The following is a 25,775-nucleotide window of genomic DNA, read 5'->3' as shown; positions in this document are numbered from 1 at the left end:
TATCGATGCCTGTCAACATCAACGCCATCCCACTCGAACCCGGCGACCTGATATTCACCTCGATCCCCTATTATCTTTATCGGAAAGTGGCCGCCGCCACCGGATCGAAAGCCTCCCATGTCGGGATCGTCTTTCCCGATGCGGAAGGCGCTTGGCAGGTTGCCGAAAGCGCCGTCCCCTGCGTCCAATACTCGAAGCTGGATCGGTTTTTGGCGCGTTCGGAAAATGGCTGGTTTTGCGTCCGCCGTTTGAAATCCGGCCTGACGCCCGCCCAAGTGGACGCGCTACGGCAAGCCTGCGATGCGAGGTTGGGAAAGCTCTACCACCTGGGATTCAAATACGAATCTTCCCGGCAATTCTGTTCCAAGTTCGTCTACGATGCTTACCGGGAGGCGACGGGTATCGAGGTGGGAACCCTCGAATCATTCTCCGCACTCCTGCATCGCCAACCCGATACCTCGCTGACCTTCTGGCGGTTATGGTTTTTCGGCCTCATCCCTTGGTCCAGACTGACCATCACCCCGGCCAGCCAAATGCAATCCCCGGTGTTGGGCACGATTATCGAATCTCCAACCGACGAATAACCCATCCCGCCTAAATCAGCGGAATCGGCGGGTCACGGCGGAGTACCACCTAACCCGCCCTACCGCTTTCAAGCATCCTTCCGCAGCTTATAGGTAAACCCATCCGCCCCTAACTTCTCCGTCAGCCGCTCGATAATCCGCTGGCAGCGCTTGGGCGCGTCGTTGGGACCGGCCACGAAATGGGGTTTGCCGTCCTTGCCGAAGTTGAAGGTTTCGGTGCATTCCTTGGGATCGATAGCGCCGAAGATATGGCGGGCCTCCTCGTATTCCTCGTGGGGCTTGAAACCCAGTTGGTCGGCATATTCCGCGCACTGCTCGACCAAGGCCAGAACCAAGGAAGGTTCGGCCAGACCGAAGTTTTCATGCTCGTGCATCCGGCCTATGGTCCGGGTATATTCGGATATTTCCAAAGCCCGGAGGAAAGCGTTCCTCACCCCCATGCAATACACATCCAGCATAAACCCGGCGACGATGACTTCCTCGTCGTTGATCTGGCGGGCGATAATCGCCGTACCGAAACCATTCGCGAACAAGCCTTGGGGAATCAGGCATTGATGGATCGGGAACTTTCCAACGGCCTCTAAGCTTTCCTTGATGAGTTTTTCGGACTGGGCCTTATCCAAATAAATCACTCTTTGATTTTTTTCTTCGCGCTTGATTTTCTTCTTAGCGAGCCGTTTCTGACGATTGACATCTTGAGTAGTAGCCATGGCGGTATCGTTGACTGTAGGTTTTATTGTGAGTAGGTTATCGCGGCCATCCGCGAAATTGTTGGCTGTGGGTTAATTTAAGGCATCCTCGTACTCCCTCATTCCTTGGGCTATTCCCATCGCCCCTCACCGCTTATCCTTGAACTTGATCCCCAAGGAATTCAGCTTGCGGTAAAGATGGGTCCGCTCCAAACCTATCGCCTGGGATAACCGGGCCACGCTGCCCGCGTATTTCTCCAGATGGTATTCGAGATAGGCTTTCTCGAAATGCTCGCGGGCATCCTTGAGCGGCAAATCATAGAAATCCGGCTGGTTCAAGGCGATACCGGGCACCGACAGGGATTCGCCCAAAGCCGCCTTGGCCTCGTCCAATTCCACTTCCTCGCCGCTGCCGAGTATTAATAAGCGCTGCACCAGATTCTTCAATTCGCGGACATTGCCATGCCAGGGATAATGGCGCAGGAAATTCTGCACCGCCACGCCGAACCGGCGGAATGGTAGCTTTTCCCGGCTCACGAAATAATCCACGTAGAAACCCAGCAACTCCGGCACGTCTTCGTTATGCTCGGCCAGGGGCGGCACCCGTAGCGTCACCACGTTCAACAGATAATAGAGTTCGCGGCGGAAGCGCCCGGCCCGGACTTCCTCTTCCAAGGATTTGCGGGTGGAGGCGACGATCCTGACATCGACATGCACCAATTCGCTGCCGCCCACACGGGAGAAACTATTGGATTCGAGGGCGCTCATCAGGCGGACTTGAGTTTCTTCCTCCATGTCGGCCACTTCGTCCAAGAACAAAGTACCGCCGTGGGCTTGCTCCAACAGGCCGCGCTGCACATTGCCGGCACCATCGGCCCGTCCGAAGAATTCCACCGCCGAATATTCCGGGGCGATGGTACCGACACCGACATCGATGAAGGGGCCGTCGCGGCGCACGCTGTTGGCGTGGAGGTAACGCGCCAGGGTTTCCTTGCCGCAGCCGGGTTCGCCCACGAACAACACGCGGGCGTCGTGCTGGGCCAAGCGCCGTACCTGGTCGCGCAGGCGTTCCATGGCGGCACCGCGGCCCACGGGTTCGACCGGGGCTTCCACCCGCCGCCTCAGCCCCACGTTCTCGCGCTTGAGCTGCGCGTTCTCCAAGGCCCGTTCCACCGTGACCAGGAGTTTCGCCATGGACAACGGCTTTTCCAGGAAATCGTAGGCACCGAGCCGGGTGGCCTCGACGGCGGTTTCCACCGTGGCATGGCCCGACATCATGATGACCGGACCCAGGGTTTCGTCGCGCAGCCAGTCTTTGAGCAGGCTGATCCCGTCCTCGTCGGGCATCCAAATGTCGAGGAGGATCAAATCGGGCTTGTGCGCCGACCTGAGTTCCCGCGCCACGGCCCCGTTTTCGGCGACATGGACCGCGTAGCCCTCGTCCTCCAGGATTTCCTGCAATAGGCGGCGGATATCGGGTTCGTCGTCCACCACCAAGATACTTGTTTTGCTCATCCTATCCTCATGCTTCCGCGGATGCCGCCGCCGTTCGGGCCACCACCGGCAGGCGGATCACGAAACCCGCGCCGTCCCGATAGCCGGTATCCAATTTTATGCCGCCGCCATGCTCTTCGATGATCTTCCTAACGATGGCCAAACCCAAGCCCGTACCTTTGGCCTTGGTCGTGACATAAGGCTCGAAGATGCGGTCGGCCTGATCGGCGGGAATGCCGGGACCGGCATCGTACAGCCGCAGTTCCACGACCGGGTGATGGCCTTCCGCCACGGATTGGGTCTGGATGCGCATTCTACCCGAGCCGCCGACCGGCACGGCTTCCTGCGAGTTTTTAATCAGATTGTGCAACACCTGCCGGAGCTTGACCGGATCGATATGGACCTCGGGCAGGTTGTGGGCCAGGGCCAGTTCGAACTCCAAGCCGCTCTGGGGCGGATAGAGCGCCACCACCGCTTCGATCAAAGCGTCGAGGTCCACCCATTGCAATTGGATGATGGAGGGCTTGGCGTATTCGGCGAAGGCGTTGACCATGGTTTTCATGGCCTCGACCTGTTGGACGATGGTGCGGGTGGCACGGTCCAGCACCTCGGCATCGGCCTCGTCGAGGTGTTTGGCGAGTTTATGCCGGAGGCGCTCCGCCGAAAGCTGGATCGGGGTCAAGGGGTTTTTGATCTCGTGGGCTAGGCGGCGGGCCACTTCGCTCCAGGCGGCGGCGCGTTGGGCCTGGATCAAGGCGGTCACATCATCGATGACCAGCACCGAACCCAGGCGCTCGCCCCCGGCCCCGAACAAAGGCGTGCCTCGGCAGAATAATTCCTGGCGGCCTTCCAAACCGGCGAAGGGGATTTCTTCCTGCCAAGCCCCGGCGGCGGTCCGCAGGCGCCCGGCGATGCCGTCCAGGAGATCGGCCAAATGCGGGTGGGCGGCGGTGAGCGCGGCGGTGGGTTCGCCGATATAGCGGCCCAGTTCGGCGTGCAGGATGGCATCCGCCGCCCCGTTGGCGGTCAGGAGGCGCAAGGAGGCGTCGAAGCTCAACACGCCGGAAGACAAGCTCGCCAGCAAGGTTTCCAGATAGGCGCGCTGCCGTTCGACCTCCTGCCGCGAGCGCTGGGCCTCGTCGCGGGCTTGGCCGATCTTCTCGGTCATGGCGTTGAAGGATTCGACCAGGAAGCCGAGTTCGTCGCGCCGCCGCACCGGCAGGCGTTTTTCATAATTGCCCTCGGCCACGGCGCGGGTGCCATGGGCCAGATAACGCACCGGGGCAACGATGCGGCGGATGCTCTGGAACGCCGCCCACAGCGCCGCCAGGAGGCTCAATAACAGCACCAGCGACAAGGTCAACCCAAAGGTCAGCTTCAAGGAACCGCGCAGGAAGGTCAGTTCCTTATAATGCAGATAGGCCGATTCCACGGTCCCGGTCAGCCGCGCCAGCTTCGACGGCACCGGATAGACCGCTTGCAGGAACAGCGTGTCCTCGCCCGCCATGCCCACCACCGCCCGGATTTGCGAGCCTTCCCCGCCGGGCTGGGCTTCCAGGCCCACATAGGCCTTGCCCTGTTTCACTTGCAACAAGATACCGATTTCCGGCAGGTCCGGGATGATCTGCTCGGACTGGAAACCGCTGAAGGCCAGGATGCGGCCCTGCCGGGAAAACACGGTGAAATCGCCCTCTTCCAAGGAATCGCGCAATTCGCCCAGACGGATGGCGAGCAAAGAAGGCGGGGAATCGGCCAGCTGCTCGGCGGTCTGCTCGGTCTGCTTGAGCATGGCCCGCATCCGCTCGTCAAGGGCGGTCTGGCCGAGTTGCAAGGCGTCCTCCATGGCATGGTCGATGCGCACATCGAACCAGCTATCGATGCTCTGCTCCAGGAACTGCATGGAGTAATAGAACACGATGGCGGCCGGGGCCAGCGACAACAGGCTGAACAGGAACACCATGCGGGTGGTGAGGTTCGAGCCCGCCGCCTTGCGCTTCCATTGCCGGAACAGCGAATAGGCGTTGGCGATGACCAAGCCCAGCAACAACACCGAACCCAACAGGTTCACCACCACCAACCAGGAATACATCGCGCCCAACTGCGAAGCGTCCTGGGTCGCCGAACTCATCAGGTGCAACGAGACCAGAACGCCCAGGAACAGGGCGAGGATGGACAGCCCCAAGGGCGGCTTCAGCCTGAAACGCGCCATCGGAACCAGGGGCTCCCGAGATACCAGCCCGGCGACACATAGGCCAAGGGCCGCAGCGGCAACGGCAGGGCTTCGATATCGAGCTTGGCGGCAAGGCCGGCCCAATATTCCCGGCCCGGCGCGAACGCCGCCCTGGGCAGGGCACGCCAGCCGCGGATTTCGCCCAGGGCGTCGAGCAAGGCGCGGAGGCTGGCGAAATCGCGGGTCGCGCCGCTGCTTTCGTTGGCGATCTGGTAGGTTTTCGCCAGCGGGTGATAGTGGATAAAGAAACGACGGGATTCGCTGAGCAAGGTTTCATCCAGCCAATAATCGCGGTGGCGCTGGATTTTGAACTGGATGACCACGGTCAAGGGCACGCCGTGTTCCAAAGCGTCGATGGCGGGGGCGCTGAAGCGGTAGTCGATGTCGGCGTTCAAGGCATATTGGTCGGCGACGGGCACCAATTGGGCGTCGAGGATGCGGAAGCCGTATTCGGCGGCGCGGCCCTGGAGGCCATGGCACAGCGCCAACGGCAACAGCCAGCGCGTCCAGCGCGGGATCACGCCCTCTCCAACAGCGCGTAGTAGAAGCCGTCCATGCCGTTTTGACCGGCCAGGATTTGACGGCCATGGCGGGCCGGGATGCCCCAATCCGCCATGATCGGGCGCTCGCGGGCTTCCGGGTGGGCATCGAGGAAGGCGGCGATCCGCTGCTCGTTCTCGCGCTTGAGGACCGAGCAAGTGGCGTACAACAACCGGCCACCGGGGGCCAACAGCGGCCACATGGCTTCGAGGATGCGGGCCTGGGCCGCGGCCAGTTCGGCGATATCGGTGGCCCGCCGCAGCAGTTTGATATCGGGATGGCGGCGGATCACGCCAGTGGCCGAACAAGGCGCATCGACCAGGATGCGGTCGAAGCGACGGCCATCCCACCAGGATTCGGGCTGGGTGGCATCGCCCACCAAAACCGTGGCCGCGAGTCCCAGGCGTTGCAGGTTGCCGTGGACCCTGGTGAGGCGCTCGGACGAGATATCGATGGCGACGACCTCGGCCAGGTCGGGACGGGCTTCGAGGAGATGGGCGGTCTTGCCACCGGGCGCGGCGCAGACATCCAGCACCCGCTGCCCCGCCGCCAAGCCCAGCAAGGGCGCGGCCAGCTGCGCCGCCACGTCCTGCACCGAGACCGCGCCTTCGGCGAACCCTGGGAGTTTCTCGACCGGCACCGGCGTCTCGACGATGATCGCGCCGGCACCAACCGCCGCCGCCACCGCCGCGATGCCCGCTTCGGCCAAGCGCTCCAGATAAGCCTCGCGGGAGTTCCGGGCCAGATTCACCCGCAGGGCCAGGGGCGGGGCCGCGTTGTTATGGTGGAGGGTATCGGCGTAATGGGCGGGCCAATCCTTGCGGAGTTGGCGGATCAACCACCCAGGATGGGCCAGGGCCGCGCTTTCATCGGTGTCGGCCTCGGCTTCGAGGCGGTCCTGCTCGCGCTGGTAGTTGCGCAGCACGCCATTCAGCAAGGGCTTGGCCCAAACCTTGGGACCGACGGCGGCGACCGTTTCCGCCACCGCCGCATGGGGTTTGACCCGCGTGTATTTGAGCTGATAAAGCCCGAGCAAAGCCAACATGCGGACTTCGGCATCCTTGATCGGCTTATGGGTCAGCAGCGCCAGGATGCGATCCAAACGCCAATACCAACGCGCCACGCCATAGCACAGCGCCTGCACGAAGGCGCGGTCGTTGTCCTTGGGGATTTGGGGCAGGGCCGCGCTCAAAGCGGAAGTAAGGAATTCGCCCTCGACCGCGACCTGGGCCAGGATGCCGGCCGCGATGGCGCGGGTATTCAAGCGGGCCGACCGAGGCGCTCGGTCTTGAGGGAGTAAGCGTTGAGGAAATCCCGTGCCGCCACCCGCTTGGCTCCGGGCAACTGGACTTCGAGCAGCCGTAGCACCCCCTGGCCGGTGGCGACATCAAGGGTGCGCTCGCGATCCAGCACGGTGCCGGGCGCGGCGCGGGCGGTTTCGTCCAGGGCTTCGGCCAGCCACACGCGGAGGGTGGTGTCGCGCCATTGGGTTTCCGCCACCGGCCAGGGATTGAAGGCGCGGACGCGGCGTTCCAATTCAAGGGCGGGCAGGGTCCAATCCAACACAGCTTCGGCCTTTTCCAGCTTGGCGGCGTAAGTCACCTGGGCTTCGTCCTGGATTTCCGGGCGGATATTGCCGGTTTCGAGATCGGGCAGGATTTCGGCCAGGGCTTCCGCGCCCAATTGGGCCAAGCGGTCGTGTAATTCGCCCGCCGTTTCCAGCCGGGCGATGCGGCAGGTTTTCTTATACAGCATTGGCCCCGCGTCCAGGCGCGGCTCGATATACATGAGGGTGATGCCGGTTTCCGCATCGCCCGCCAGCACCGAGCGCTGGATGGGCGCGGCCCCGCGCCAGCGCGGCAACAGCGAGGCGTGGATGTTGACGCAGCCGAGCCTGGGAATCTCCAGCACCGCCTTGGGCAGGATCAAGCCATAGGCCACCACCACCAGCACATCGGGTTCCAAAGCGCGGAGTTGGGCTTGGTCTTCCTCGGCTTTGAGGGTCGGGGGCTGGAATACCGGGATGTGGTGGGCGGTGGCGACTTGCTTGACGGGGCTGGGGGTGAGCTTGCGGCCCCGACCAGCGGGACGGTCGGGCTGGGTGTAGACCGCGACGATGCGATGCCCGGTACCGAGCAGCATTTGCAGCGGCGGCACCGCGAATTCCGGGGTTCCGGCGAAGACGATCCTCATGGTGCTTAGATCGCCGCCACTTTGCCGCCCACTTTGGGGCTTTGGGTGGCGCGTTGGCGCTGTTCCTTCTTGAGCTTCTTGCGGACCAGTTGGCGCTTGAGGGGCGAGAGGTAATCGACGAACAACTTGCCTTCCAGATGGTCCATCTCGTGCTGTAGGCACACGGCCAATAAGCCTTCGGCCTCCAGTTCGAAAGAAGCGCCGTCGCGGTCCCAGGCCCGCACCTTGACCTTTTCGGCGCGGCTGGTCTTTTCGAAGATACCAGGCACCGAAAGGCAGCCTTCGTCCATTTCCCCGGACCCGCTTTTTTCGAGCAACTCCGGATTGACGAGGCACAGCGGCGAGCTTTTATCCTCGGAGATGTCGATCACGATCACGCGCTTTTGCACGTTCACCTGATTCGCGGCCAAACCCACGCCCGGCGCGGCGTACATGGTTTCGAGCATGTCGTCGATCAAACGCCGGATGGAATCGTCCACCACCTCCACGGGAGCGGCTTTTTTGCGGAGCCGTTCGTCGGGGAATTCGAGGATGGTTAAAGTAGCCATGTTTCTTAACCGGAAAGCACTGTATAGAATTGGATGGAATTCTAGCGAAATCACACTAGACTTTGAATGCCGTTCCACGACAGACCCCCACCACTCCATGAAAGTTGCGCGAACCCCATGGCTATCCCCTCCCGCTTGAATTCCCCCCGATTCACCCGGCCATGGCGTTCGTATTCGACGCGGCGCGTTTGGTCGGTGTTATCCCGCCTCGCCTTGGCGCTCTGCTTGTCCGGCGGCTTCGCCTTCGCCGACACCCTCGAACTGAACCCCAACCATCCCGACCGCTACACCGTGGTCCGGGGCGACACCCTGTGGGATATCGCCGGGCGCTTCCTCAACCGGCCTTGGCAATGGCCGGAAATCTGGCATATCAATCCCGAGATCCGCAATCCCGACCTGATCTACCCAGGCGATACGCTGGTCTTGAGCTACGTCAACGGCGTCCCCCAGATCGGCCTGGAAAACGCCGGTTACGACAGCGCCCCCGCCTACGAAGACAGCGACCCCTATGAACAAAAACTGAGTCCGCGCATCCGCTCCAAGCCCATCTCCCAGGCGATCCCCACCATCCCCATGAACATCGTGCATCCGTTCCTGTCGCGGCCGCAGGTGGTGGGACCGGATGAACTGAACCAAGCCCCCTATGTGGTGGCCTTCGCCGACGAGCATATCATCGGTGGCTATGGCAACCGCATGTTCGTGCGCTCCATCGGCGAAGGCGCGCCCACGGCCTACACCGTGCTGCGCAGCGGCAACCCCTATAAAGACGCCGACACCGGCGAAACCCTGGGCTACGAGGCTGTTTATATCGGCGATGCCCATGTGGAGCAGGTCGGCGATCCGGCGACCTTGTTCATCGAGCGCACCGAGCAAGAAGCCCGGATCGGCGACCGCCTGCTGCCCCTGCGTTCGGAGCAATTGCGCCTGTCCTTCCAACCCCACGCACCGAAATCCAAGGTCCGGGGCCACATCATCGGCGTCGTCAACGGCGTCAATCAAATCGGCCAATATTCCATCGTCGCCCTAGACCGGGGCACCGCCGACGGCATCGAAGTCGGGCACGTCCTGCAAATCCTGCAACGCGGGACGATGATCCGCGACTTGATCGGCCCTTACAGCGGCGAAACCGTCAATGCGCCGGAGCAAAAAGCCGGGCTGCTGATGGTGTTCCGGCCTTATGAGCGGGTCAGTTATGCCCTGGTCATGCACGCCGCCCGTGCCCTGCACGTCCTCGACGCCGTGCAAACGCCCTGACCTTGGCTGAGCACAGCGGCTCCGATCTACGCTATTGGCTGGCCCTGCACCGGGCACCGCTGATCGGTAGCCGCCGTTTCGCTTCGCTCCTTTCCCATTTCGGCACACCCCAAGCGGTGTTCGAGGCCGGTACCGCCGCCTGGACCGCGCTGAAAATCCCCGAGAAAACCATCGCTTATTTCCAGAACCCGGACTGGGGCAGCGTCGCCCGCGACCTCGATTGGCTGAACGGCTCCCAGCGCCACTGCCTGACCCTGCACGATCCCCGCTATCCTGCCCTGCTCCGCGAAATCGCCGATCCGCCGCCGCTATTGTTCGCCGTGGGCGAACCGGCGGCGCTGTCGCTACGCCAGGTCGCCATGGTCGGTAGCCGCAATCCCTCGGCCTCGGGGCGCAAGGCGGCACACCATCTGGCGCGGGAGTTGGCGGTGGCGGGCTACGGGGTGGCCAGCGGCTTGGCCCTGGGCATCGATGCCGCCGCCCATCGCGGTGCCCTGGACGGCAACGGCATCACCCTCGCCGTCGCCGGTACCGGTCCCGACCAAATCTATCCGCGCCAGCACCGCGCCCTGGCCCAGGAGATCGTCGAACGCGGCGGTGCCATCCTGTCCGAATTCCCACCCGGCACCGAACCCAAGGCCGGCAATTTCCCACGCCGCAACCGCATCATCAGCGGTTTATCGCTGGGCACCTTGGTGGTCGAGGCCGCCGAGCAATCCGGTTCCCTCATCACGGCGCGGCTGGCCCTGGAACAAGGCCGGGAAGTATTCGCCGTGCCGGGTTCGATTTATAGCCCGGTTTCCAAAGGCTGCAACGACCTCATCCAAGACGGTGCCAAGCTGGTGCAATCGGTGCGGGATATCGTCGAGGAATTCGGCCCGACGACCCTGCCCGGACGCCCGGAACCCCCGCCACTGCCTCCGCCCGGCGGCGACGAACCCCATTGGGCGCTCTTGAAATTTATTGCGTACGACCCAACCTCCGTGGATACTCTAGTGGCGGTCACTGGGGAGAGCCCGGAATCCATCGCCGCCATGTTGCTGATGCTCGAACTGCAAGGCTACGTGGAATCCGCGCCCGGAGGATGCTATGTCCGGATCAAATAAGCCCCAGCCCGTTATCCATCCAGCGTGAGATCACTAGATGATGAAAGAAAACGTATTCGATGTGTTGATTTACCTGTTCGAGAATTATATGGACGGGGAAATCGATCCGGCGCCCGATCCCGACGTGATCCGCACCGAATTGCTCGAAGCCGGTTTTCCGCAACCGGAAATCAACAAGGCGTTCGACTGGTTGGAATCGCTCACCGAGCGCCACGCCATCAAATCCGTCTCATCCCCCGCGTTCCGGGTGTTCTGCGAACAGGAGATGGCCAAGCTCGATGCCGAATGCCGCGGCCTCCTCCTGTTCCTAGAGCAAAGCGGCATCCTCACCCCCGAAAGCCGCGAACTGGTGATCGACCGCGTCATGGCCTTCAACGAGGAATCCATCTCGCTGGAAAACCTCAAATGGGTGGTGCTGATGGTGTTGTTCAGCCAGCCGGACGAGGAAATCGCCTTCGCCCGCATGGAAACGCTGGTCTACGAAACCCTGCCCACCTATCTGCATTGACCCCCTAAGAATCCCCGCCGTCCGGCGGCATCTTCCATCCCGTGGGGATGGCCCTATTCAACGCCGGGAACGCCCGTCCGTTCCCGCCGAGTCCCAAGCTAGAGTTCGATGAGTCAGAATCTGGTCATAGTCGAATCGCCGGCCAAAGCCAAAACCATAGAGAAGTACCTGGGCAAGGACTTCCAGGTGCAGGCTTCCTACGGCCATGTGCGCGACCTGGTGCCCAAGGAGGGCGCGGTCGATCCCGACAACGGTTTCGCGATGAAATACGAAGTCATCGAGAAGAACGAAAAGCACGTCCAGGCCATCGCCAAGGCCATCCGCAAGGCCGACGTGCTGTTCCTCGCCACCGACCCCGACCGCGAAGGCGAGGCCATTTCCTGGCATATCTACGAACTGCTCAAGGAACGCGAGCTCCTGGACGACAAACCCGTCCACCGGGTGGTGTTCCATGAAATCACCAAGCGGGCGGTGACCGAAGCCATCGCCCATCCCAAGCCGCTCTCGACCGACCTCATCAATGCCCAGCAGGCCCGCCGCGCCCTGGATTATCTGGTCGGCTTCAAGCTCTCGCCCTTGCTGTGGAAGAAAATCCGCCGCGGCCTCTCGGCGGGCCGGGTACAAAGCCCCGCCCTGCGCATGATCGTCGAGCGCGAACAGGAGATCGAGCGCTTCGTCACCCGCGAATATTGGACCATCGAAGCCACCGCCGCGGTCGAGGGGCAAAATCTCAAGGCCCGCCTCACCCATCTGGACGGGGAAAAGCAGGAGCAATTCAGCCTCACCCAGGAAGCGGAGGCCCATGCCGCCCGCGACGCCTTGATCGCCGCCGCCCAGGGCAAGCTCTTGGTCGCCAAGGTGGAGGAGAAGGAACGCAAGCGCAATCCCGCCGCGCCCTTCACCACTTCCACCATGCAGCAGGAAGCCGCCCGCAAGCTGGGTTTCACCACCAAGCGCACCATGACCATCGCCCAGCAGCTCTACGAGGGCATCGACCTCGGCGGCGAAAGCGTGGGGCTCATCAGCTATATGCGCACCGATTCGGTCAACCTCGCCAACGAGGCGGTGCAGGAACTGCGCGACCTCATCGCTTCTCGCTTCGGCGAAGACAAACTGCCCAAAACCCCGCCACAGTACAAGACCAAGAGCAAGAACGCCCAGGAAGCCCACGAGGCCATCCGCCCGACTTCCGCCCTGCGCATGCCGGACAAGGTCAAGCCGTTCCTGAGCCTCGAACAGTACAAGCTCTACAACCTGATTTGGCAGCGCACCGTGGCTTGCCAAATGATCCACGCCACCATCAAGACCGTATCCGCCGATTTGGCCTGCGGCGACAAGGGCGTATTCCGCGCCACCGGCTCCACCGTGGTCAATCCGGGCTTCATGAGCGTCTACCTCGAAGGCAAGGACGACGGCGCGGCCAACGAGGACGAGGAAGGCTTCCTGCCCACGCTGAAGGAAGGCCAAGCCCTCGACCTGCTGGACGTGATCGCGGGCCAGCACTTCACCGAACCGCCGCCGCGCTACACCGAGGCCAGCTTGGTCAAAACCCTGGAGGAATACGGCATAGGCCGTCCTTCCACCTACGCCGCCATCATTTCCACCTTGCAGCAGCGCCATTATGTCGAGCTGGAAAACAAGCGTTTCCGTCCGACCGACGTGGGCAGCGTGGTCAACAAATTCCTGACCGAGCATTTCACCCAATACGTGGACTACAACTTCACCGCCCTGCTGGAAGACGACCTCGACGCCGTCTCCCGTGGCGAGAAGCAATGGGTGCCGCTGATGCGGGAATTCTGGGGTCCGTTCAAATCCCTGATCGAGACCAAGGACGAAAGCCTCAAGCGGGCCGACGTGACCCATGAACAATTGGACGAACAATGCCCCGAGTGCGGCAGCCAATTGTCGATCCGGCTGGGACGTAATGGCCGCTTCGTCGGCTGCACCAACTACCCGACCTGCAAATACACCCGCAATCTCAAAGAGGATGCCGAACCGCCCCCCCCCGAGATCGTCGAAGGCAAAACCTGCCCGCTGTGCGATTCGCCGTTGGCGATCAAGACGGGCCGCTATGGCAAATTCATCGGGTGCAGCGCCTACCCCACCTGCAAGCACATCGAACCCTTGGAGAAACCCGAGGACACCGGCGTGCCCTGCCCGGAATGCCACAAGGGCAACCTCATCAAGCGCAAATCGCGGTTCGGCAAGCTGTTCTATTCCTGCCCGACCTATCCCAAATGCAAGTACGCGGCCTGGAATCCGCCGCTCAACGAGCCTTGCCCCAAATGCGGCTGGCCCATCCTCACCCTGAAGACCACCAAGCGCCGCGGCACCGAGAAAGTCTGCCCGCAAAAGGACTGCGACTACGCCGTGCCCTACGAAGGCGAGCCACTGGAAGAGGCTTCGGAAGCCTAGCCCGCCGTGATTTCCCCGTTCCAAGCCCGGTTCGCCGCCCGGCATTTGCGCCGGGGTGGACTCATCGCCTACCCGACCGAAGGCGTGTACGGCCTGGGCTGCGCCCCCCTGGACCGGGCTGCGGTCCAGCGCCTGTTGGGCCTCAAGGGCCGCTCCGCCGCCAAGGGCTTCATCCTGATCGCCGCCGGTTTCGCCCAGGTCGAACCCTTCCTCGATATTCCCAATCCCCAAGTCCACGACCGGCTGCTCGCCGCCTGGCCCGGCCCCGTGACCTTCGTGGTCCCGGCGGCGGCCTGGGTGCCGGATTGGCTGCGGGGCGCGTCCAGCAACCTGGCGGTGCGGGTCACGGCGCATCCGGGGGCGGCGGCCTTGTGCCGGACCTTCGGCGGGCCTTTGGTCTCGACCAGCGCCAACAAGAGCGGACACCCCCCGGCCCGCGGCCCGCTCGCGATCCGCAAGCATTTCCCCGCCGCCGACGCGCTGCTGGTACCGGGCCGCTTGGGCGGGGCCAGCGGTCCCACGCCGATCTACGAAGCGGTGAGCGGCAAACGGCTACGTTGAACCTTGGGCAAATTTTCGGGCGGTTTTTGCCCGACAATGGTGCGAAAGCGCCGCCTCCCTCCCATCGATTTCCCAAGATTTCCGGCTACGCCTGTTTGGCACGGAATCCGCTTATATAAGTACACCCCCCTTCAAGCGCTAATGGCGGCGCGGAAGTTCCTTGCAACGGCGTCCAGCCTCCCATCGCCCTCTCCTCGCGATGGTCCGGCGGACGCTTTTTTTTATCCGCCGGACCGTCAAAGCTTCGGCTCGCGCTTAAAAACCGAACAACTCCGCCAGCTTTTGCCCCGGCTCCGCCGCCCGCATGAACGCCTCGCCCACCAGGAAGGTCTGCACCCCGCGACCGCGCATCAAGGCCACGTCTTCCGGCGCCAGGATGCCGCTTTCGGTCACGACCAAACGTCCCGCCGGGATCATCGCCAAGAGTTCCAGCGTGGTTTCCAGGTGGACCTCGAAGCTGCGGAGGTTGCGGTTGTTGATGCCGATCATGGGCAGGTCCAGCTTCAGGGCGCGTTCCAGTTCGGCGGCATCATGGACCTCGACCAGCACATCCATCCCCAACTCGCTGGCGAGGTCGGCCAGTTCCTTCATGCGGGCATCGTCCAGCGCGGCGGCGATCAACAGGATGCAATCGGCCCCGATGGCGCGGGCCTCGACCACCTGGTAGGGATCGACCGTGAAATCCTTGCGCAACACCGACAGGGCGCAGGCGGCGCGGGCTTCCCGCAAATAGTCCTCCGAACCCTGGAAAAAATCCCGGTCGGTCAGCACCGAAAGGCAGGCCGCGCCATGGTTCGCATAACTCTGGGCGATTGCCGCGGGATAGAACTCGGGCCGCATCACGCCCTTGCTGGGCGAGGCCTTCTTGATCTCGGCGATCACGGCGGGGAGGCCCGCCGCGACCTTGGCCCGCAGCGCATCCACGAACCCACGCGGGGCATCGGCGGCGGCGGCGCGTTGCAACATGTCCTGGAAGGACACCAGGGCGAGGCGTTGGGCGATTTCCTCGGCTTTGCGGCGGAGGATTTTCTGGAGGATGTCGGGGGTCTGGCTCATGGCTTGGCGAAGGCTTGGGTGAAATGGATGAGTTGGTCCAGCTTGGCGCGGGCCGCGCCGCTGTCGATGGCGGCTTGGGCGCGTTCGACGCCCGCTTCCAGGCTGTCGGTCAAATCGGCGGCGTAGATCGCGGCCCCGGCGTTCAGCAGCACGATATCGCGGGCCGGGCCGGGCGCACCGCCCAAGACGCCGCGCACCGCGCGCAGGCTTTCCACTGCCGTATCGACGGCCAGGACTTCCAGCGGGGCGCGTTGCAGGCCGAAGCGTTCCGGGGTCAGGGTGTAGGTTTCGATCTGGCCGTTCCGCAACTCGGCGACCTGGGTGGGAGCGCCGATGCTGATTTCGTCCAACCCATCCTCGGCGTGGACCACCAGGACGTGGCTGCTGCCGAGTTCGCGCAGGGCGTTGGCCAGGGGTTCGATCCAGGCGTCCGAATACACGCCGACCAGTTGATGGCTCGCGCCCGCCGGATTGGTGAGCGGCCCCAGCAGGTTGAAGATGGTGCGGATGCCGAGTTCGCGGCGCGGCCCGATGGCGTATTTCATCGCGCCGTGGTGGCGCTGGGCGAACAAGAAGCCGAGGCCGACTTCCTCGATACAGGCCCGCACTTGGTCCGGGGTCAGGTCCAGATTGACTCCCGCCGCTTCCAACACGTCGGCGCTGCCGGATTTGCTGGAGACCGAGCGGCTGCCATGCTTGGCGACCTTGGCCCCGGCGGCGGCGACCACGAAGGCGCTGGCGGTGCTGATATTGAAGGTGCGGGCACCGTCGCCGCCGGTGCCACAGGTATCGATCAGATGTTCGTCCTTGACCGGCACCTTGGTGGACATTTCCCGCAAGACCTTGGCGGCGGCGACCACTTCGCCGACGCTTTCACCCTTGGCCCGGAGCGCCACCAGGAACGCGCCGATCTGGGCGGGGGTCGCGCCACCGCTCATGATGGTCCGCATGGCCCCGCGCATCTGGGCGGGGTCGAGGTCTTGATTATCGAGGAGGGTTTGGAGCAGGGCGGGGATGTCCATGGGGGTTCCTTGGGGGTTTAAGTAAGCGGCGGGAATTTAGGCGATATGATTAGATTATATTTACTGATATCGACATCATTGCGAAACACCCCCATCTTGCTCGGGAGCCACAGATTCCATAAGCATTGGGTCGTCAAACATATCTAGCCTTGGTTACTCCACTAAGTCGCCGCGCCGGGCCAAAACCCGGCATCCAAAGATGCGGCCAATGAAAAACACGGCTCGGCAGGAAAAACATCCTCATCGAACCGGGTTTCATCCGCCGCCAAAATCCGCGCCTTCTCGTAAGCCTTGGCGAATATCTCCGTCAATTCGCTTTTCAGCCCTGGATTATCCGCCAATATCTCGTTGATCTCGATGCGCTGGATTTTGATAGTGCGCCGCCAGCTATTGCCGCGCCGGTCGGGCTGATATTGCCATTTCAGCAGATGGGCCAGCAAAACCGCCAAGCGATTCCCCAATTCCCGCCGCTCCCGCGCCCCCATGCTGTCCAGTTCCTCGATCAAATGGCTGGTATCCAATTCGTCCCAGCGGCCTGTACGCAGTAACTCGGATTGTTGCTGGGTCCAGGTATAAAAATCCCTCTCGTATAAAGTGGCGCTCATGGCCTTACCTCGATGCTCGGGGAATGGAGGGCGAACGGGAATCCGTCCGCCCCGGATAAAACTACCGCCGCAAGAAATTCCCCAACAACTCATGCCCCTGCTCGGTCAGGATCGATTCGGGATGGAACTGCACCCCCTCGATATCCAATTCCCGATGGCGGACGCCCATGATTTCCTCGATCTTCCCGTCCTTATCCTCGGTCCAAGCGGTGATTTCCAGACACTCGGGAATAGTCGCTTGCTCGATCACCAGGGAATGATAGCGGGTGGCCTGGAACGGATTATTCAGCCCATGGAATACCCCAATATTATGGTGATAAACCATCGAGGTTTTGCCGTGCATGATGCTCTTGGCGTGGATGATATTACCGCCGAAGGCATGGCCGATACTCTGATGCCCCAGGCATACCCCCAAGATCGGATAACGCCCGGCATAGCGGCGGATGGTTTCCACCGAAATCCCCGCCTCCTTGGGCGTACAGGGGCCGGGGGAAATCACGATCTTGTCGGGGTCGATGGTTTCAATCTCTTCCACCGCAATCTGGTCATTACGCACCACCCGGACTTCCGCGCCGAGTTCGGCCAGGTATTGCACCAGGTTATAGGTGAACGAATCGTAGTTATCGATCATCAAGACTTTCATGGCTGTCCTCCTTCAAGCCCGGCTTCCGCCATCGCCACCGCCCGGAATACCGCGCGGCCTTTGTTCAAGGTTTCTTCCCATTCGTTGAGCGGCACGGAATCATGCACTACGCCCGCACCGGCCTGGATATGCAGGGTGCCGTCCTTGATGACGGCGGTGCGGATGGCGATGGCGGTGTCGAGATTGCCGGACCAGCCCACATAACCCACCGCCCCCGAATAAACCCCGCGTTTCACGGGTTCCAATTCGGCGATGATTTCCATGGCGCGGATTTTCGGGGCACCGCTGACCGTGCCAGCCGGGAAGGTGGCTTTCAATACCTCGAAAGCGTCGCTGTCCTTCGCCAACTGGCCGACCACGTTGGACACGATATGCATGACGTGCGAATAGCGCTCGATAATCATCTTATCCGTGACCTTGACCGTGCCGGTTTCGGCCACGCGGCCCGCGTCGTTGCGCCCGAGGTCGATGAGCATCAGGTGTTCGGCGATTTCCTTGGGGTCGGCCAGCAAATCCTTTTCCAAGGCCGTGTCTTCCTCCGGGGTCCGGCCACGGCGGCGGGTACCCGCGATGGGGCGCACGGTGACGGTGCCCTCTTCCAGGCGCACCAGGATTTCCGGCGAGGAACCCACGATATGGAACGCACCCAGGTTCATATGGAACATATAGGGCGAGGGATTGAGGCAACGCAGGGCGCGGTATAAATCCAAGGGCGGGGCCGAGTACGGGATCGACATGCGTTGCGACAACACCACCTGCATCACATCGCCCTCGACGATGTAGTCCTTGATGCGGCGGACGCCGTTCTCATAGCCCTCCTGGGTGAAACCGGAAACGAATTCGCTTTCCTCCACCTGCTTGGGGACTTTGAATTCGCGGGCGGGTAGGCGGTTCTGGCGCAGGCCACGGATCAGGGTATCGAGCCGGTCCTGGGCGGCGGGATAGGCATTGGGTTCGGTGGGATCGGCGTGGGTGATGACCAGCAGCCGCCCCTTGAGGTTGTCGAACACCAGCACCTCTTCCGACACCATCAACAGGATATCGGGAGCGCCGATGGGGTCGGGCTTGGCGGTGGCGAGGCGCGGTTCGATGTAATGGATGGTTTCGTAGCCGAAATAACCGACCAAACCGCCACTGAAACGCGGCAAACCCGGAATCGCGGGCACCCGGAACCGGGCGGCATACTCGCGAATCCAGTCCAGCGGATGGGCCGGGGTGGCGGTCTCGACGCGCTGGCCGTCGCGGACCACCGTGATTTCCGGGCCGCGCACGCTGATGACGGTGCGGCAAGGCAGGCCGATGATGGAATATCGCCCCCATTGCTCGCCGCCGTGGACCGACTCGAACAAATAGGTATAAGGCGCGTCGGCCAGCTTGAGATAGGCGCTTAAAGGGGTATCGAGATCGGCGAGGACTTCGCGGGCGAGGGGGATGCGGTTATAGCCTTGCTCGGCGTAGTGCTGGAACTGTTCGGGCGTCATGGTGTTTCCAATCGTGGGTTTGGCCGGGAGAATCCGGCGATAAGCCGTACCGGGCCAAGCGCTGGAACGCCGCCCGGTTATTCAGGGGTTGCGGGCTGGAGACGCCATCGTTCTAGGAGTGGGGGCATGGGGATCATGCAAGTCATGTGGGCAAAAGTAAAATCAGAGGGCCTCGAACAAACCCGGCAATTCCGCGATGGATTTCACCACCACGTCCGGCTCCAAAGCCGCGAGATCGACCGCGCCATGATACCCATAAGGCACCAGCGCCAGCATGAACCCGGCCCGGTGCGCGGCCTCGGCGTCGTTGGCCGAATCGCCCACCATCAGGCTCTGGGCAGGCGCGATGCCGAAATGGGCGGCGGTCTTGAGCAAAGGTTCCGGGTGGGGTTTGTGCTGGGCGAATTGGTCGCCACTGCCGACGAAATCGAGATAGGGCGCGAGACCGAGTTGTTCCAACAGGGTTTGGGTGAAACGGGAATGCTTGTTGGTGACGCAGGCGGTCGGGAAGCCCCCGGCCTTGATCCGCGCCAAGCCATCCCTCACCCCCGGATATAAGCGGCTCCGGTCGCACATATGCTCGGCGTAGGCGTCCATGAACCAGGCCAGGGCTTCGCGGAACCGGGGCGGTTCGCCCGCGGGCCGCACCGCGCCGGTCAGGGCGCGTTTGACCAGCATCTCGACGCCATTGCCAACCCAGCCTCGCACCCGGACCTCGCCCGCCTCCGGCAAACCCAGGCGGCCCAGCATGATATCCACCGCCTGGGCGATATCGGGGGCGCTGTCCACCAAGGTGCCATCGAGATCGAAGACAACCAGTCCGGGCCGGGCGGGCAGCATCAGTTGCGGACCTTGGCCAGTTCGTCGCGCATGGCCTGGATGATGCTGTTATAACGGTTCGGGTCGCCCGCCTGGCCCGCGCCGAACACGGCGGAACCGGCCACGAAGGTATCCACGCCCGCCCGCGCCACTTCGGCGATATTGGCCGGGCCGACGCCGCCGTCGATTTCCAGGCGGATATCGCGGCCCGAGTTGTCGATCATCTCGCGCACCTTGCGGGCCTTGTCCAGCACGTAGGGGATGAATTTCTGGCCGCCGAAACCGGGGTTGACCGACATCAACAGGATCATGTCCACCTTCGCCAAGGTATATTCCAGCACGTCGAGCGGGGTGGCCGGATTGAACACCAAGCCGCACTTGGCCCCGCCATCCTTGATGAGTTGCAGGCTGCGGTCGATATGCTCGGAGGCTTCCGGGTGGAAGGTGATATAGCTGGCCCCGGCCTTGAGGAAATCGGGGATGATACGGTCCACTGGCTTCACCATCAGATGCACGTCGATGGGAGCGGTGACGCCGTATTTGCGGAGGGCTTCGCAGACCAGGGGGCCGATGGTCAGGTTGGGCACATAATGGTTGTCCATCACATCGAAATGGACCACATCCGCGCCGGATTCGAGGACGTTCGCCACTTCCTCGCCCAAGCGGGCGAAGTCGGCGGAAAGGATGGAAGGCGCGATCCAGAAATCGTTCATGGCTGATGGCTCGTGGTTGGAATTGGAGAACAGGGCGGCGCTGGCCCTCCGGGCCTTGGAATCCGCGGTTTGCGGCCTGCCAAATGGCCGGGTATTTTTACATTTGGCTTCCGGGGGGGCAAGTTGAGGGCAGTAGCCGGGCCGTCCGCCGTCCCGGCCCAGGCACCGGGGAAACGGCTGTCGAAGGCGGATGCGGCACCCGCCCGGCTGTAATACCATCCCCCGATCTGGACAGCGCGAACGCTGGTTCCAAAAACCCCTCGACCCACCCCAACAGAACCGCCCCCCCTATGGATGTCGATGATTTCGGTGATTTATGCATGGGCTGCATGCAGGACAAGGGCAACTCGGCCCGCTGTCCCCGATGCGGTTATCGACCGGACCCGCAGCGGAATGTGTTCGCCCTGCCCTACCAGACCATCCTCAACAACAAATTCCTGATCGGACGTATCCTGGGCCATCCCGGCGGCTTCGGCATCACCTATCTGGCCTTGGATTTGGTACTACACACCCCCTTGGCGATCAAGGAATACCTGCCCCGCGGCCTGGCGGTCCGCGATACCCTGAACCTCAAGGTCGTCCCCCATGGCGGCGAGGACAGCGAGCGGTTCAATTACGGGATGGGGCAATTCCTGCAAGAGGCCCGCACCCTGTGCAAATTCAGCCACCCCAACGTGGTCCGGGTCCGGGAGTTTTTCCAACAGAACAATACCGCCTATCTCGCCATGGATTATTACGAGGGGATATCCCTGACCGAATACCTGGGGCGCAACGGCGGCAAACTCCCCGAGGCCACGGCCCTGGCCTTTATCCTGCCGATCCTCGACGGTTTGGCGGAAATCCACGCCAAGGGTTTCCTACACCGCGATATCAAACCCGCCAATATCTATCTGACCCAGGGCGGCTCCCCGATCCTGCTGGATTTCGGGGCCGCCCGCCAAGCCTTGGGCGGGCACGGCTCCCAAACCCTATCGGTGATCCTGACCCCAGGATTCGCCCCGTTCGAGCAATACCTGGAACGGGCGGAATTCGGCCCCTCCACCGATATCTATGCCGCCGGGGCCACGCTGTACTATCTCCTGACCGGGGAAAGACCCCAGGAAGCCACCCACCGCTGCCGCCGGGACGAGGTACTGCCGCCGGAACAACTGGAACCCTCGATCACGCCCGCGGTCGGCCAGGCCATCATGCGGGCTTTGGCTATCGAGCCGGAACAGCGTCCGCAAACGATCCAGGCATTCAAGGCTCTGCTCCTGGCCGGGAAAGCGGCGGCACCGGCTCCCCGTCCAACATCGCCACCACGGGAATGGTCCACGCCAGGGCGCTTGCGCCTCATCTGCCGCGAATGCGGGGAGCGCAACACGGTGCCGACCGATATCAGCCTGAGCCTGCTCGGCTGCGCGGGTTGTGGCGCGAGCCTCGCGCCGCCGTCGGCCAGGCAACGGCTTCCGGCCTGGAGCTGGCCGGCGCTGGGCGCGGCGGCGGGCGTGGGCGTATTGGTGGCGGGACTGGTGTGGTTCAGGCCGACCGGGATGGGCGGTATGGCGGAAACCTCGTGGCCACCCGCTACCCCCGGCCCCCCCCAAGGCTTGCAATCCGGCGGCAATCCCCCCTACCCGCCTCCACAAAACGCCATCGACCTCTGCCAAGGCAAGGCGCTGGACGCGGTTTGCTGGATACAACCGCCGGACCGGGCAGCGGAGCCGGGACGCTGTCGGCAGGTCCACGCCTATTTCGCCTGCGTGCCCGACGGTTTTCCGGGCGGGACCGGCGGACCGATGTTGCCATGAACCCCGCGATACGGGCGGATATGGCAAGAAATCGGGCAAGACCGCCCTAGAGCGGGTAACATCCAACGGCGTTGCCCCGCCCGTGACCGTGGTCGATGACCGAATCGGCACAACCAGCGGCTGGGCCGCCCCCTGGCGCGGAATCGGCCCGCGCCGGTTCCCTATTCACTACGAGGAGGTTTCCATGTCCAAGAAATATTGGGTCGGATGGGTATTGTCGGGTCTCGCGCTGGCGCTGGTCGGCTGCGGCGGCGAGGGTCCTTTGGGCAATACCCCGCCCCAAGGCAGGCCGGAATGGATGAAGAAGAAGGAAAACACCCAGCCCGCCCCCGCCCAACCCGAAGCCCCGCCACAACAATAACCGGCCCGCACCACGCCGGACCCGGTCCGGGAACCCCCGGGCATAAAAAACCCCGGGAACCTTGGGTTCCCGGGGTCCGGTCCGTTGTGAAGCGGGGCGGCGTCTTCCTGCCTGTTCCCACATCGGTCGCCCGGATCGCGGATTCGGGCCATCACCGACAGGGGCGGCGGGTTTATTTGCGGATATTCCTCAACGCCTCGCTGATCTGGCCCACTTGCTTGAGCGGCACGAGCAGGACCATGGCGTCTTCGGGCTTGCCATCGTTGCCGAGTTGCATGAACTGGATTCGCGCTACGTCATTATGTATGGCGATGGTTTTGATGCCATCGACCAAAAAAGAAGGATTGGCTTCGGAAGACATGGTCTTGTGCACCTCTGAATTTATGCAGCCGCTTTGGGCTTTAATGATGAAGGTCGAACGTTAGTTGAACAACAATGCCGATAAACCAGCGCGGGGCCTTGTTTCAAAATGGGCTGTTTAGTATTGCAGATTTTATACCTTTAATCTCAGAGCAAGCTTATGAAAATTTCAAGACAATATAGCGGGACGCAGCCCCCCCGGAACGCGCCGGAAACCGCCCCACCATAGGGCTTCTACGCACAGGCATGGTGCGGAATATTGAGGATGCCCACCGATACCGCCGGACCGCCGCAAAGATCGCCAGGGCTTCGCGCCAACTTGAAATGCGGCCCGATATCCGCCATAACTCCCATGACCACCGCCAAGCACAGGCCACACGCCATGCATCCCGATATCGACGCCCTCGTCCCGCTCCTCAAAACCACCGCCCAGGAAGAAATCCTTCCCCGCTTCGCCCGCGCCGAACGCAGCTTCAAACCCGACGGCAGCATCGTCACCGAAGTGGATTTCGCGGTGCAAAACCGCTTGGCCCTGGCCCTCAAGCAACGTTATCCCCAATTCGAACTGCTGGGCGAGGAGATGGACGAAGCCCGGCAACGGGCCTTGCTGGACCGGGCCGGGCCGGGACTATGGTGCCTCGACCCCCTGGACGGCACCAGCAACTTCGCGGCGGGCCTGCCGTTCTTCTGCATCTCCCTGGCCTTGCTGCGGGGCGGGGAGCCGGTGCTGGGATTGATCTACGACCCGGTGCGGGACGAGTGCTTCGCCGCCGAGAAAGGCCGGGGCGCGTGGCTGAACGGCCAGCCGCTCGATGGACACGGCGGCGGCCTGCCCTTGCGGCATGGCTTGGCGATGGTGGATTTCAAGCGCTTGGACCCGGCCCTCGCCGCCGAACTCGCCCTACATCCGCCCTATAGCTCGCACCGCTATCTGGGTTCGGGCGCGTTGGAATGGTGCTGGCTGGCGGCGGGCCGCTTCCATGCCTATCTGCATGGCGGGCAAAAGCTATGGGATTACGCGGCGGGCAGCCTGATCCTGGCGGAAGCCGGCGGTTGCGCCACCTCCCTGGATGGCGCGCCCATCCTCGCCACGGCCTTGAAACCGACCTCGGTCGTCGCCGCCGCCAATCCCGGCCTGTTCGGGGAGTGGCGGGCCTTCCTGGCCCCGCGGACGGCTAGGCCAACGTAAACAGTTTGTCGAAATTGGCGATCTCCAGGATTTTCCTGACATTGGGATTAGGATTGACGATCCTCACCCGTTCCCGGCTGCCACCGGCCTTCTCCAACAGCAGCAACAACATTCCCAGGGCCGCGCTGTCCATGTATTCGGAATGGCCAAGGTCCACCACGAAACTGCGGGCACCACCCGCCGCCTCCAGGGCGGCGCGGAAGGCTTGATGCTGGCTGAAATCGAAACGTCCGTCGATCCTCAGAATCATTTCGGCACCGTCGCCGCTCAATTGGCTGCTGATCGTCATAGGGGTTCCTCGCTGATTTTGGTGATGAATGAATGCATCCGGTCGGTGGCGGCGGAGCGCCTACATTGGCGTTCCCCGCGGAGCTTGGAAACGGGCATCCGCATCCATACGGGACAGGCCTAGAACAACTCGATCTCCCCCGCCGCCAAGTCCTGCTGGCGGATCGGCTTGCCGGTCCGGCTGGCCCAGGACAGCTTGAGCTCCTCGATCTCCCGGCGGCTCTTGCGCAGGGCGGCGATGGTCTCCTCTTCCGAACCATGCAAGGACAGTATCTGGCGCTCATGCTCGTTGATCAATTCGCGCAGATGGCTGAGGTTGCCCTGCACATACTCGACCAATTGCCGGGCGATATCCTCGAACTGCAAGGCCCGCACCGCCGTCCCGACCCGCTCGCCGATATCCTGGGTTAAGCCGGAAATGGAATCCAACCCCCGTTCCAAATCCTGGTTCAACACCTTGATGTTTTCCATCATGGTATCGACCCCGGCCTTGGATTCGATGGCGGTGTTCATATCCTGGGATGCCATCACCTCGATCATCTCCTTGGCCGCGGCGATCTTGACCCTCGAATCGTTGACCACGCCCCTGATCTCGTCGCTGAACCGGGTCGAATAATGCGAGAGGTTCCTGACCTCGTCGGCCACCACGGCGAAACCCCGGCCCGCCTCGCCGGCGCGGGCGGCCTCGATGGCGGCGTTCAAGGCCAGGAGGTTGGTCTGGTCGGCGATCTTCTTGACATCGCCCAAGAGTTTCTCGATCCGGTCCATATGAGCCGCGATCTCGTCCACCATGCCCACCATCTGGATGCTGTGCTTGCTGATCAACACCACATACTCGATGAAGCTGTTCAGCACCCGCTCGGTCTGGCTCGCCAACTGGGTGAAGGTGATGCGTTCGTTTTCGGCGGCGTCCGGGTTGAGCGGAGCGGCCAGATCGCCCAACAACTCCCCGACCATGCGGGTCTGGCGGTCGGCGATTTCGTGGATGCCGTTGAAGCTTTGGCTGAGCGTAGCGACGGCGTCGGCCACCACGGTCTTGATCTGGCCCAGTTCGATCTGCACGTTGTGCATTTCCTGTTGGGCGCAATCGCGCATCTCGCGCAGATATTGCGCCTCGGCCTTCTGGATATCGCTCCGCAAGCCCCCCTCGGGGGTGGCGGCGGTCTCCGGGTCGGTCCCCGCCCGCCAAGCGGTCGAGGCCCAGGCCAGCGCCACCACGGCGGAAGCCAGCAACGCCAGCATCGGGGAATGGGCGGTATAGGCCACGCCGGGCAAGGTCAGGCTGGCACCGAGCGCGAGTCGATAGATACGGAAAAACTGCTGCAT

At 62.8% G+C, this 25,775-nt stretch carries 26 protein-coding genes; 9 read left to right on the top strand and 17 right to left on the bottom strand.

What is annotated here, in order from left to right; all coding sequences use genetic code 11:
• The first annotated feature begins 5 nt into the window (after positions 1-5).
• Positions 6-584, top strand: a complete 579-nt coding sequence (locus B9N93_RS04475) for a YiiX/YebB-like N1pC/P60 family cysteine hydrolase (protein ID WP_217807268.1) — start codon at positions 6-8, stop codon at positions 582-584.
• Between the two features lie 68 nt (positions 585-652).
• Here B9N93_RS04475 and B9N93_RS04470 read toward each other — a convergent pair whose 3' ends face one another.
• From B9N93_RS04470 to def, 7 genes are all read right to left on the bottom strand, one after another.
• Entirely contained in the window at positions 653-1,294 is a 642-nt protein-coding gene (locus B9N93_RS04470; protein WP_125468834.1) for a hypothetical protein, read from the bottom strand.
• A gap of 126 nt (positions 1,295-1,420) precedes the next feature.
• Positions 1,421-2,788 (bottom strand): sigma-54-dependent transcriptional regulator, encoded by a 1,368-nt coding sequence (locus B9N93_RS04465; RefSeq protein ID WP_085211256.1) that lies wholly within the window; start codon positions 2,786-2,788, stop codon positions 1,421-1,423.
• A 7-nt stretch (positions 2,789-2,795) separates the two neighbouring features.
• Positions 2,796-4,976 carry a sensor histidine kinase gene (locus B9N93_RS04460; protein ID WP_085211254.1) on the bottom strand — a complete coding sequence of 727 codons (2,181 nt, stop codon included), beginning with the start codon at positions 4,974-4,976 and terminating at the stop codon, positions 2,796-2,798.
• Positions 4,958-5,518, bottom strand: a complete 561-nt coding sequence (locus B9N93_RS04455) for a DUF4390 domain-containing protein (RefSeq protein WP_176225121.1) — start codon at positions 5,516-5,518, stop codon at positions 4,958-4,960. Before B9N93_RS04455 ends, B9N93_RS04460 begins: the two co-directional genes overlap by 19 nt.
• Positions 5,515-6,801 carry a 16S rRNA (cytosine(967)-C(5))-methyltransferase RsmB gene (rsmB, locus tag B9N93_RS04450; protein ID WP_085211250.1) on the bottom strand — a complete coding sequence of 429 codons (1,287 nt, stop codon included), beginning with the start codon at positions 6,799-6,801 and terminating at the stop codon, positions 5,515-5,517. The genes B9N93_RS04455 and rsmB overlap by 4 nt, the downstream gene beginning before the upstream one ends.
• Positions 6,798-7,730 (bottom strand): methionyl-tRNA formyltransferase, encoded by a 933-nt coding sequence (gene fmt, locus B9N93_RS04445; protein ID WP_085211248.1) that lies wholly within the window; start codon positions 7,728-7,730, stop codon positions 6,798-6,800. Before fmt ends, rsmB begins: the two co-directional genes overlap by 4 nt.
• Positions 7,731-7,735: 5 nt before the next feature.
• Positions 7,736-8,278, bottom strand: a complete 543-nt coding sequence (gene def / locus B9N93_RS04440) for a peptide deformylase (RefSeq protein WP_085211246.1) — start codon at positions 8,276-8,278, stop codon at positions 7,736-7,738.
• A gap of 117 nt (positions 8,279-8,395) precedes the next feature.
• Here def and B9N93_RS04435 point away from each other — a divergent pair, with 117 nt between their 5' ends.
• The 5 genes from B9N93_RS04435 (at position 8,396) to B9N93_RS04415 (ending at position 14,122) form a co-directional block, all read left to right on the top strand.
• Positions 8,396-9,532 carry a LysM peptidoglycan-binding domain-containing protein gene (locus B9N93_RS04435; protein WP_085211244.1) on the top strand — a complete coding sequence of 379 codons (1,137 nt, stop codon included), beginning with the start codon at positions 8,396-8,398 and terminating at the stop codon, positions 9,530-9,532.
• Between the two features lie 2 nt (positions 9,533-9,534).
• The gene (gene dprA, locus B9N93_RS04430) at positions 9,535-10,638 is read left to right on the top strand and encodes a DNA-processing protein DprA (protein ID WP_085211242.1); all 1,104 of its coding nucleotides are present in this window, start codon (positions 9,535-9,537) and stop codon (positions 10,636-10,638) included.
• 40 nt (positions 10,639-10,678) lie between these two features.
• Positions 10,679-11,146 carry a Smg family protein gene (locus tag B9N93_RS04425; protein WP_085216169.1) on the top strand — a complete coding sequence of 156 codons (468 nt, stop codon included), beginning with the start codon at positions 10,679-10,681 and terminating at the stop codon, positions 11,144-11,146.
• Positions 11,147-11,254: 108 nt separating this feature from the next.
• A complete protein-coding gene (topA, locus tag B9N93_RS04420) occupies positions 11,255-13,561 on the top strand; it encodes a type I DNA topoisomerase (protein WP_085211240.1) in 2,307 nt (768 codons plus the stop codon).
• A 6-nt stretch (positions 13,562-13,567) separates the two neighbouring features.
• Positions 13,568-14,122, top strand: a complete 555-nt coding sequence (locus B9N93_RS04415; RefSeq protein ID WP_085211238.1) for an L-threonylcarbamoyladenylate synthase type 1 TsaC — start codon at positions 13,568-13,570, stop codon at positions 14,120-14,122.
• Positions 14,123-14,377: 255 nt separating this feature from the next.
• On the opposite strand, the gene trpC is transcribed toward B9N93_RS04415, so the two are convergent.
• The 7 genes from trpC to rpe form a co-directional block, all read right to left on the bottom strand.
• A complete protein-coding gene (trpC, locus tag B9N93_RS04410) occupies positions 14,378-15,178 on the bottom strand; it encodes an indole-3-glycerol phosphate synthase TrpC (RefSeq protein ID WP_085211236.1) in 801 nt (266 codons plus the stop codon).
• Positions 15,175-16,200: an anthranilate phosphoribosyltransferase gene (gene trpD / locus B9N93_RS04405; protein WP_085211234.1), complete on the bottom strand. Its 1,026-nt coding sequence runs from the start codon at positions 16,198-16,200 to the stop codon at positions 15,175-15,177. Before trpD ends, trpC begins: the two co-directional genes overlap by 4 nt.
• Positions 16,201-16,361: 161 nt before the next feature.
• On the bottom strand, positions 16,362-16,805 hold the full coding sequence (locus tag B9N93_RS04400; RefSeq protein ID WP_085211232.1) for a DUF29 domain-containing protein: 444 nt from the start codon (positions 16,803-16,805) through the stop codon (positions 16,362-16,364).
• Positions 16,806-16,866: 61 nt separating this feature from the next.
• On the bottom strand, positions 16,867-17,448 hold the full coding sequence (locus tag B9N93_RS04395; RefSeq protein WP_085211230.1) for an anthranilate synthase component II: 582 nt from the start codon (positions 17,446-17,448) through the stop codon (positions 16,867-16,869).
• Entirely contained in the window at positions 17,445-18,929 is a 1,485-nt protein-coding gene (gene trpE / locus B9N93_RS04390) for an anthranilate synthase component I (protein ID WP_085211228.1), read from the bottom strand. Before trpE ends, B9N93_RS04395 begins: the two co-directional genes overlap by 4 nt.
• Before the next feature lie 162 nt (positions 18,930-19,091).
• The gene (locus B9N93_RS04385) at positions 19,092-19,769 is read right to left on the bottom strand and encodes a phosphoglycolate phosphatase (RefSeq protein WP_085211226.1); all 678 of its coding nucleotides are present in this window, start codon (positions 19,767-19,769) and stop codon (positions 19,092-19,094) included.
• Positions 19,769-20,461 carry a ribulose-phosphate 3-epimerase gene (gene rpe / locus B9N93_RS04380; protein ID WP_085211224.1) on the bottom strand — a complete coding sequence of 231 codons (693 nt, stop codon included), beginning with the start codon at positions 20,459-20,461 and terminating at the stop codon, positions 19,769-19,771. The genes B9N93_RS04385 and rpe overlap by 1 nt, the downstream gene beginning before the upstream one ends.
• A 320-nt stretch (positions 20,462-20,781) precedes the next feature.
• Here rpe and B9N93_RS04375 point away from each other — a divergent pair, with 320 nt between their 5' ends.
• Together B9N93_RS04375 and B9N93_RS25300 are read left to right on the top strand one after the other, a co-directional pair.
• Positions 20,782-22,251, top strand: a complete 1,470-nt coding sequence (locus tag B9N93_RS04375; RefSeq protein ID WP_176225120.1) for a serine/threonine protein kinase — start codon at positions 20,782-20,784, stop codon at positions 22,249-22,251.
• A 184-nt stretch (positions 22,252-22,435) separates the two neighbouring features.
• On the top strand, positions 22,436-22,612 hold the full coding sequence (locus B9N93_RS25300) for a hypothetical protein (protein ID WP_176225119.1): 177 nt from the start codon (positions 22,436-22,438) through the stop codon (positions 22,610-22,612).
• 172 nt (positions 22,613-22,784) lie between these two features.
• Here B9N93_RS25300 and B9N93_RS04370 read toward each other — a convergent pair whose 3' ends face one another.
• Positions 22,785-22,973, bottom strand: a complete 189-nt coding sequence (locus B9N93_RS04370; RefSeq protein WP_085211220.1) for a hypothetical protein — start codon at positions 22,971-22,973, stop codon at positions 22,785-22,787.
• A gap of 351 nt (positions 22,974-23,324) precedes the next feature.
• Here B9N93_RS04370 and B9N93_RS04365 point away from each other — a divergent pair, with 351 nt between their 5' ends.
• Entirely contained in the window at positions 23,325-24,161 is an 837-nt protein-coding gene (locus B9N93_RS04365) for an inositol monophosphatase family protein (RefSeq protein WP_254899334.1), read from the top strand.
• Here B9N93_RS04365 and B9N93_RS04360 read toward each other — a convergent pair.
• Positions 24,148-24,450, bottom strand: coding sequence for an STAS domain-containing protein (locus B9N93_RS04360; RefSeq protein WP_085211218.1), 303 nt, complete (start codon positions 24,448-24,450; stop codon positions 24,148-24,150). The two genes, B9N93_RS04365 and B9N93_RS04360, sit on opposite strands and share 14 nt — an antisense overlap.
• Positions 24,451-24,569: 119 nt before the next feature.
• Complete coding sequence (locus B9N93_RS04355) at positions 24,570-25,775, bottom strand: methyl-accepting chemotaxis protein (RefSeq protein ID WP_085211216.1); 1,206 nt, start codon at positions 25,773-25,775, stop codon at positions 24,570-24,572.

The organism is Methylomagnum ishizawai (assembly GCF_900155475.1).
In the GTDB taxonomy this organism is placed as follows: Bacteria; Pseudomonadota; Gammaproteobacteria; order Methylococcales; family Methylococcaceae; genus Methylomagnum; species Methylomagnum ishizawai_A.
The sequence above is the reverse complement of the archived record's forward strand: the minus strand, read 5'-3'. Positions and strand labels throughout refer to the sequence as shown.

Excerpts from the sequence above, each read along its gene's own strand:
- B9N93_RS04395 (WP_085211230.1), bottom strand. The coding sequence starts at position 17,448 with ATGAAAGTCTTGATGATCGATAACTACGATTCGTTCACCTATAACCTG.
- B9N93_RS04360 (WP_085211218.1), bottom strand. The coding sequence starts at position 24,450 with ATGACGATCAGCAGCCAATTGAGCGGCGACGGTGCCGAAATGATTCTG.
- B9N93_RS04365 (WP_254899334.1), top strand. The coding sequence starts at position 23,325 with ATGACCACCGCCAAGCACAGGCCACACGCCATGCATCCCGATATCGAC.
- B9N93_RS25300 (WP_176225119.1), top strand. The coding sequence starts at position 22,436 with ATGTCCAAGAAATATTGGGTCGGATGGGTATTGTCGGGTCTCGCGCTG.
- topA (WP_085211240.1), top strand. The coding sequence starts at position 11,255 with ATGAGTCAGAATCTGGTCATAGTCGAATCGCCGGCCAAAGCCAAAACC.
- B9N93_RS04425 (WP_085216169.1), top strand. The coding sequence starts at position 10,679 with ATGAAAGAAAACGTATTCGATGTGTTGATTTACCTGTTCGAGAATTAT.
- trpD (WP_085211234.1), bottom strand. The coding sequence starts at position 16,200 with ATGGACATCCCCGCCCTGCTCCAAACCCTCCTCGATAATCAAGACCTC.
- B9N93_RS04475 (WP_217807268.1), top strand. The coding sequence starts at position 6 with ATGCCTGTCAACATCAACGCCATCCCACTCGAACCCGGCGACCTGATA.
- fmt (WP_085211248.1), bottom strand. The coding sequence starts at position 7,730 with ATGAGGATCGTCTTCGCCGGAACCCCGGAATTCGCGGTGCCGCCGCTG.
- trpC (WP_085211236.1), bottom strand. The coding sequence starts at position 15,178 with ATGAGCCAGACCCCCGACATCCTCCAGAAAATCCTCCGCCGCAAAGCC.
- B9N93_RS04375 (WP_176225120.1), top strand. The coding sequence starts at position 20,782 with ATGGGCTGCATGCAGGACAAGGGCAACTCGGCCCGCTGTCCCCGATGC.
- def (WP_085211246.1), bottom strand. The coding sequence starts at position 8,278 with ATGGCTACTTTAACCATCCTCGAATTCCCCGACGAACGGCTCCGCAAA.
- trpE (WP_085211228.1), bottom strand. The coding sequence starts at position 18,929 with ATGACGCCCGAACAGTTCCAGCACTACGCCGAGCAAGGCTATAACCGC.
- B9N93_RS04400 (WP_085211232.1), bottom strand. The coding sequence starts at position 16,805 with ATGAGCGCCACTTTATACGAGAGGGATTTTTATACCTGGACCCAGCAA.
- rpe (WP_085211224.1), bottom strand. The coding sequence starts at position 20,461 with ATGAACGATTTCTGGATCGCGCCTTCCATCCTTTCCGCCGACTTCGCC.
- B9N93_RS04385 (WP_085211226.1), bottom strand. The coding sequence starts at position 19,769 with ATGCTGCCCGCCCGGCCCGGACTGGTTGTCTTCGATCTCGATGGCACC.
- B9N93_RS04470 (WP_125468834.1), bottom strand. The coding sequence starts at position 1,294 with ATGGCTACTACTCAAGATGTCAATCGTCAGAAACGGCTCGCTAAGAAG.
- B9N93_RS04460 (WP_085211254.1), bottom strand. The coding sequence starts at position 4,976 with ATGGCGCGTTTCAGGCTGAAGCCGCCCTTGGGGCTGTCCATCCTCGCC.
- B9N93_RS04435 (WP_085211244.1), top strand. The coding sequence starts at position 8,396 with ATGGCTATCCCCTCCCGCTTGAATTCCCCCCGATTCACCCGGCCATGG.
- B9N93_RS04355 (WP_085211216.1), bottom strand. The coding sequence starts at position 25,775 with ATGCAGCAGTTTTTCCGTATCTATCGACTCGCGCTCGGTGCCAGCCTG.
- B9N93_RS04370 (WP_085211220.1), bottom strand. The coding sequence starts at position 22,973 with ATGTCTTCCGAAGCCAATCCTTCTTTTTTGGTCGATGGCATCAAAACC.
- B9N93_RS04465 (WP_085211256.1), bottom strand. The coding sequence starts at position 2,788 with ATGAGCAAAACAAGTATCTTGGTGGTGGACGACGAACCCGATATCCGC.